The following is a 6,801-nucleotide window of genomic DNA, read 5'->3' on the forward strand; positions in this document are numbered from 1 at the left end:
TATACGCCTTCTAGCCTTCTAGCCTCGTATAGGGCAATGAAGTAATTATTACACCAGCCGCACCGCTAGACTGGGTTTCCATGAGTTCTTCCACTGAGATCCGACCGATCGCAGTCGTTGGTCCCACCGCCTCCGGCAAGACGGCGATCTCCCTGGAGCTGGCCAAGCGGCTGGACGGCGAGGTGGTGAACATTGATTCCATGCAGCTGTACCGTGGCATGGATATTGGAACGGCAAAAGTTCCGCCAGAAGAGAGGCAGGGGATCCCGCACCACCAGCTGGATATTTGGCCGGTTACCAAGCCCGCAAGTGTAGCGGAGTACCGCGCGGGGACGATCGAGACGGTGGAAAAGATTTTTTCCAGGGGCAAGACGCCCATCATCGTCGGCGGTTCCATGATGTACATCCAGGCACTGGTGGACGAATGGGACTTTCCGCCCACGGACCCGATGGTGCGCGAGAAGTGGCAGCGCGAGCTCGACGTCCGTGGGGTGGCCGCCTTGCACGAGCACCTGGCGACGATCGATCCCGAGGCCGCGCGCATTATCGAGGACAATGACCCGCGCCGTACCGTTCGCGCCCTCGAAGTCATAGAGCTGACCGGCAAGCCTTTCGCGGCCTCACAACCGCCGAAGAATTCCACGCCCCGCTGGAACATGCGTTTGCTGGGACTTAACGCGCCCGCCGAGTGGCTGAACCCCCGCATCGAGCTGCGCGTGCGCCAGATGTTCGACCAAGGCCTGGTGGAGGAAGTACGTGCCCTGGTTGCCGATGGGCTGGTCCGCGAGTCCACCGCCGGCCAGGCTATCGGATACGCACAGGTGCTGGACTTTTTCGCGGGCGAGCTCACCTTTGAAGAAGCCGTGGACCGCACCATCACCGGCACCCGTCGCTATGCTCGACGGCAGCGTTCCTGGTTCCGCAGGGATAAGCGCATTATTTGGATTGACGCCAACTCGCCCGACCCGGTCCGTGCCGCAACGGAAGCACTGGGGATTGGCAGCCAGCAGTAAGCAAGGCCATTAGTAAACAAGGGAAGTGTTCCGCATGATCGAATTCATCAAGGCCCACGGCACGGAGAACGACTTCGTTATCCTGATGGACGAGGCGACCCAGGTGAACCTCACTGAGGATCGCGTGCGACACCTTGCAGACCGGCGGGCCGGGATCGGCGGCGACGGCGTGATTCGCATCGCCACCGGTGATGCACTGTTGAACGCGGGCGTTCTGGCCGAGCTTCCCGCGGGCGTGCACGGTCAGGAATGGTTCATGGACTACCGCAACGCCGACGGCTCCCTGGCCGAGATGTGCGGCAACGGAGTGCGTGTCTTCGCCCATGTGCTCTACCGACAAGGGAAGGTCAGCGCTGGCGAACAATTCGGCATTGGAACCCGGGCGGGCCGCAAGCTGGTGGAGGTCCACGACATCAGTGGAGAAAATCAAGAGCACGCGATCGTGAGCGTGGAGATGGGCGCCCCGGAAGTGCTGGGTGTTTCTACCGCACAGGTGGGCGACATGAAGGTCGCGGGGCTAGGCGTGGATATGGGCAACCCGCACCTAGCCGCGGTGGTGCCCAACCTCACGGCGCGGGAACTTCGGAAGCTGCCGATCGACCAGCAGGTGCAGTTCGATCCTGAGTTCTTCCCGGCAGGGGTGAACCTGGAGGTTCTCACGCCTCTGGACGATGCGGACGCGGTGCACATGCGCGTCCACGAGCGCGGTGTGGGGGAAACTCGCTCTTGCGGCACCGGTACCGTCGCCGCCGCTGTTTCTGCCCTTGCTGACGCCGAACTGGCCACAGGCACCGTCACCGTGCACGTTCCAGGGGGAGCCGTGCAGGTGGCGATCTCCGAGGAAGGCTCGGTGCTCCGCGGCCCCTCGGCGATCGTGGCCTGGGGCCAGACTGTGCTTTAGTGACCCCCGCAGCCGCAGCTGCCGGAGCCGCAGGCGCCGCCGCAGCCAGCGGAGTCCACGGTGCTGGCGGTGAACTGCACGGTACCGGCCACGATCAGCGGGGCATCAGACTGCGCGAGCTCCTCGTCGACCGCGTCCTCGGGAAGAACCACCGTGAACTCGAAGGGGGAGGTCACTGTCGCGGTCCAGAATTTCTGCCCCGTCAGAGCGTTGACCTTGCGGGACCAGCCCGAGGCATCCACCGCGATCTCCGCGGTGGCATGCGGGGCAGTGGCCGGGGAGTTGATGTCCCGCAAACCGCTCGAATCCACCACGCCGACCTTCAGTCCGCCATTCTTGGCGAACTCAGTCGAGTCCCCGTACACGCGCACGGAATTGGCCAGAGCCCCAATGTGGAACTGGTGGTACTCCAGCGAGGGGGCGTCCACAAGCAAAGGGCCTTGAGCGATGGTGGCGGTGAGGGAAGCGATCGTCGGGGCCTGCTGACCGGAGATCTGCAGCATGGGGCTATCGTCCACAACGTCGAGCACGCCGATGATGTCGTTCAGCATCGACAGGTGCGCCGTGGCGGGCACTCCACCGGTGTAGCTGGCGAAGGAGCCGAAGGGCTCGACGGCAAGCACGACCATGCGGGCGCCCGAGGGGTCGTCGAACTGCAGAACCTGGCCGCCGCGAACCTCACCCGACACTCCCAAGTTGCCGGAGCCGTAGGCGGCCTCGAGGGCCTGCTGCCACTTGGGGAAATCCATACCAATGCTGCGGAGTTCAGGAATCATGCCCACCACTCTAGTCCGCCGCACCAAATTTCCTATTTACCGTCCCTGACAGGTAAAAATAGAGCGTAATGACGGAAAAGACGGACAAAACCGAACACACGACACACCTTTATGATTCGCACGTGGCGCCCACGGTCGGCGAACTCGATCTGGAGGAGCGCTCGAGCCTCCGACGGCTGTCCCGCGGAGTAAGCACCTACACGGATGAGCAGTCCGACGGCTACGACGTTGAGTACCGCAAGCTGAGGCTGGAGAAGGTCGTGCTGGTCGGCGTGTGGACCACCGGGACGATCGCGCAGGTGGAGGCGAGCCTGGAGGAACTGCGAGCCCTAGCCGAAACCGCAGGGTCCGAAGTGGCGGAGATGCTCTACCAGCGGCGCGACAAGCCGGATTCAGGCACTTACATCGGCCGCGGCAAGGTCGAGGAGCTGAAGTCCGTGGTGCAGGAAACCGGCGCCGATACGGTGGTCTGCGACGGCGAGCTGAGCCCGGGCCAGATGATCGCGTTGGAAAAGGCGCTGGACGTTAAGGTGATCGACCGAACCATGCTGATTCTGGATATCTTCGCCCAGCATGCCAAGTCCAAGGAGGGCAAGGCGCAGGTATCGCTAGCGCAGATGGAGTACCTCATCACCCGTGTGCGCGGTTGGGGTAGCGCGCTGTCGCGGCAGGCGGGCGGTCGCGCGGGATCCAACGGCGGTGTGGGCCTGCGTGGACCTGGTGAGACGAAGATCGAGGCGGATCGCCGTCGCCTGCGTTCCGACATGGCGAAGCTCCGCAAGGAAATCGCGGCGATGAAGACCTCCCGCGAGGTGAAACGCGAGCGGCGTGACGCCTCGGCCATCGCCCAGATCGCGATTGCGGGATACACGAACGCGGGCAAGTCCTCGCTGATTAACGCACTGACGGGTGCGGGTGTGCTGGTTGAGGATGCCCTGTTCGCCACCCTGGATCCGACGACGCGTCGCGCGAGCCTCGCGGACGGTCGAAAGGTAGTGTTCAGCGACACGGTGGGCTTCGTCCGCCACCTGCCCACGCAGCTGGTGGAGGCGTTCCGCTCCACTCTGGAGGAAGTCCTGGCCGCCGACGTGGTACTGCACGTCGTGGACGGTTCGGACCCGTTCCCTCTGGAACAGATCAAGGCAGTGAACACCGTGATCGGTGGGATTGTGGAGGAATCCGGACAGGAGGCGCCGCCGGAAATCTTGGTGATCAACAAGATCGACGCAGCTGACCCACTGGTGCTGGCGGAGCTGCGGCACCGCATTCCGGATGCCGTGTATGTGTCCGCGAAGACAGGGGAGGGTATTCCGGAATTGGAGGCCCAGCTGGAGTTGTTCCTCAACTCGCTGGATTCTCACGTGACCCTGCACGTTCCTTTTGACCGCGGCGATGTGGTGGCCAAGGTTCATGAGCTGGGGACGGTGATTGCGGAGGATTACGACGCGGACGGAACCAAGCTGGACGTCCGGCTGCCGAAGGTGGTCGCGGCCGAGCTGGAGGAGTTTGTCGTCACCGAGTAACTAGTCTGCGGAGCTAGTCAGCGAAGGTGACGTCGATGCCTAAGTTTCTTAGTTCGTTGACGTAGGGCTCGGGGGCGCCGCGGTCGGTGACGATGGCAGCGATGTCATCGATGCTGGCGAAGCTCACGAGGTAGTCGAGGCCGAACTTGGTGGAATCACACAGGGCGACTACCGAGTCGGAGTTGGCCACCATTGCGCGCTTGATGGCCCCCTCTTGGGCGTCAGGAGTAGAAAGACCGTGGTCGATGGTGAGCGCGTTGGTGCCGATGAAGGACACGTCCGCATGCAATACGCCCAGGGCGCGGGTGGCTAGGTCGCCGACGACGGCCTGGGAGGCCGCCCGGACGTGCCCGCCGATCAGCTGCACATCGCAGCGCGAGGATTCTGCCAGGGTAGTGGCGATAAACAACGAGTTCGTGACGATGTTCAGCTTCGGCGCCATGCGCTTCGGGTCGTTAGAAGCGTTGGCTTCCGCGATTGCTTCGGCGAACACGCCCGTGGTGGTGCCCGCGTCGATGAAGATGGTTCCCGAGGGTGGCAGCAGCTGCACCGCTGCCCGGGCGATTGCGCGCTTGGCCCCGAGGGCGGCCTTCGACCTGGTAGCGAGCGTGGTGAAGTCCGTACGGAAGTTCTGTACGGGCACGGCGCCGCCGTGGACGCGGAAGAGCTCGCCGCCGTCGTCGAGGATCGCTAGGTCGCGGCGAATTGTTTCTGCGGTGACGCCGAACTTCTCCGCCAATTCATTCACAGTTACCCTGCCGTGAATTGCGGTGAGGGAGAGTATCTGACGCCGCCGTTCTGCTGATTCCATAAGCGTCATTTTAGTTGCTTGCGGGCTGGAAACGGCGGCGTCAGAACCAATGGGGGGGGGAACCTAGATCTTGCGCAGAACCGCGGCTACCTTGCCGAGGATTGTCGCTTCCTCGGCGGCAATGGGTTCGAACAGCGGGTTGTGGGGGATTAGCCACAGGCCGTCGGAATCCTTTTGGAACTCCTTGACCGTGGCCTCGCCGTCGATCATTGCGGCCACGAAGTCGCCGAACTCGGCGACAGACTGCGAGCGCACGACTACCCAGTCGCCGTTGAAAATGCCTGCATCGTGCATTGACTCGCCCACGACTTGGAGCAGGAAGAGCTCGCCGTTGCCCACGAGCTCCTGGGGGAGGGGGAAGTGCGCCTCAACGTTCTGCTCCGCGAGGATCGGGGCGCCGGCAGCGATCTGGCCGACGACCGGAACATAGGTTGCCTCCGGCATGATCTCGCCGTCAGCGGCCGGCACCGGAGCCGGGACGTTGGCCTTGGGCTTGCTGGCGTTGTTCTTCGTGCCCTCGTTGCCCAGCTGGCCTCCGTCGAAAGCCCGCACGTCGACGGCGCGGGGGCGCTTGCCATCACGGCGAAGGTAGCCGCGCTTCTCGAGCTGGGTGAGGTGGTAGGAGACGGAGGACGTAGAGTGCAGCCCCACTGCGTCCGCAATCTCGCGGATGCTCGGTGGATAGCCACGGATAACCGTCGAATCCTTAATGACCTCCAGAATGCGGCGCTGACGGGTGCTCAAGGCAGGCTTCTGGCCGTCCTTCTGGGCCTGCTTCTCCGCACGCTTGTCGGCTTCCGACTTCGGCGGGCGGCCAAGCCGCGGACGCGGTGCGGGGCTATCGGTGGAATCGTCGGTGCTCACGGGATCTACCTCACTCGGTATTCGGCGTTGATTCGGTACTGGGCAGTAGCTGCTCGCTAGCTGTTCGCTTTAACTGTCCCAACCGACTTTACCCGATCAAAAAGGAATTTCTAGTCTATGTGTTCGAAAAAGTTGAAATTCCGCTAGACACGTTCGAACAGGCGTGCTAAATTTCTGAACGGGATTGAAATTAGAACACCTGATCTAGTGTTCTATTAAATATTCACAACCTGTCTGGCGCGGATGGTTCACTGTGAATCGCAGCGAAGCAAGTTTTGTGCACCGCCTCGAAGGTGGTGCCGATGCGCTGCTGATATGCCGCCAATACACCAAGGAGTAAGTAGATGACCACCTCGACCGTACGCCCTGCAACGTCTCGCCAGTCTGCGACCTTCCGTTCTTCTGTAACGCGCGCCCGGGTGACGCGCCGCGATCGGGTAGCGCCGCTGCGTAAGCTACGGGTACTCAAGCCGGATTGGGGTCAGGTGAGTGAGGAGCGTAAATCGAACACCTACGGCTACCCTACGGCGCCGGTATCCCGTTCGATATCCAGGGAGAGGGCTGCGCGGATTTCGGGCGCTAACGAAAGGGTGTTCGAAGTGCGGCCGAGCCGTATCGAGGCGATTCGGGCGCGGGTGGATCGCGTGGTTCACTCTCCGGGTGCGACCATGGTGTCCTTGGGGGCAATGTCCGCACTAGTCGGTCTCGCGCCCATGCTTATCCCTTAAGGAGGCTCCATTAGATGGCGACCAGGTCTGTAGCTTCTGTCCCGTTGAGGTGAAGGACTAAGCTTGGGGGCGTGTTGTGCCCCTCTTGCAGTTCTGAATCTTCCCGCGTAGTCGACTCGCGCTCCATCGAAATGGGCGTATCCATTCGCCGTCGTCGTGAGTGCAGCGAGTGTCAGACTCGTTTC

6 protein-coding genes and 1 pseudogene are annotated in these 6,801 nt (G+C 62.6%); 4 read left to right on the forward strand and 3 right to left on the reverse strand.

Annotated features, from left to right (window positions below):
- Positions 1-80 precede the first annotated feature (80 nt).
- Both miaA and dapF read left to right on the forward strand, forming a co-directional pair.
- Positions 81-1,013 (forward strand): tRNA (adenosine(37)-N6)-dimethylallyltransferase MiaA, encoded by a 933-nt coding sequence (gene miaA / locus Q0331_RS07740; RefSeq protein ID WP_298075818.1) that lies wholly within the window; start codon positions 81-83, stop codon positions 1,011-1,013.
- A 34-nt stretch (positions 1,014-1,047) separates the two neighbouring features.
- Positions 1,048-1,914: a diaminopimelate epimerase gene (dapF, locus tag Q0331_RS07745; protein ID WP_298075819.1), complete on the forward strand. Its 867-nt coding sequence runs from the start codon at positions 1,048-1,050 to the stop codon at positions 1,912-1,914.
- Here dapF and Q0331_RS07750 read toward each other — a convergent pair.
- Entirely contained in the window at positions 1,911-2,690 is a 780-nt protein-coding gene (locus Q0331_RS07750) for a hypothetical protein (RefSeq protein WP_298075820.1), read from the reverse strand. The genes dapF and Q0331_RS07750 overlap by 4 nt on opposite strands.
- A 68-nt stretch (positions 2,691-2,758) precedes the next feature.
- On the opposite strand from Q0331_RS07750, the gene hflX reads away from it, so the two are divergent.
- The gene (hflX, locus tag Q0331_RS07755; protein ID WP_298075821.1) at positions 2,759-4,213 is read left to right on the forward strand and encodes a GTPase HflX; all 1,455 of its coding nucleotides are present in this window, start codon (positions 2,759-2,761) and stop codon (positions 4,211-4,213) included.
- A 13-nt stretch (positions 4,214-4,226) separates the two neighbouring features.
- Here the strand turns inward: hflX and Q0331_RS07760 are convergent, their stop codons facing one another.
- Both Q0331_RS07760 and lexA read right to left on the reverse strand, forming a co-directional pair.
- Positions 4,227-5,024 carry a DeoR/GlpR family DNA-binding transcription regulator gene (locus tag Q0331_RS07760; protein WP_298075822.1) on the reverse strand — a complete coding sequence of 266 codons (798 nt, stop codon included), beginning with the start codon at positions 5,022-5,024 and terminating at the stop codon, positions 4,227-4,229.
- Positions 5,025-5,087: 63 nt separating this feature from the next.
- Complete coding sequence (gene lexA, locus Q0331_RS07765) at positions 5,088-5,888, reverse strand: transcriptional repressor LexA (RefSeq protein ID WP_298075823.1); 801 nt, start codon at positions 5,886-5,888, stop codon at positions 5,088-5,090.
- 799 nt (positions 5,889-6,687) lie between these two features.
- On the opposite strand from lexA, the pseudogene Q0331_RS07770 reads away from it, so the two are divergent.
- Positions 6,688-6,801: pseudogene (locus Q0331_RS07770) on the forward strand (transcriptional regulator NrdR); the annotation flags it as partial.

Origin of the sequence: uncultured Corynebacterium sp., assembly GCF_937999985.1 — a bacterium.
Classification (GTDB): Bacteria; Actinomycetota; Actinomycetes; order Mycobacteriales; family Mycobacteriaceae; genus Corynebacterium.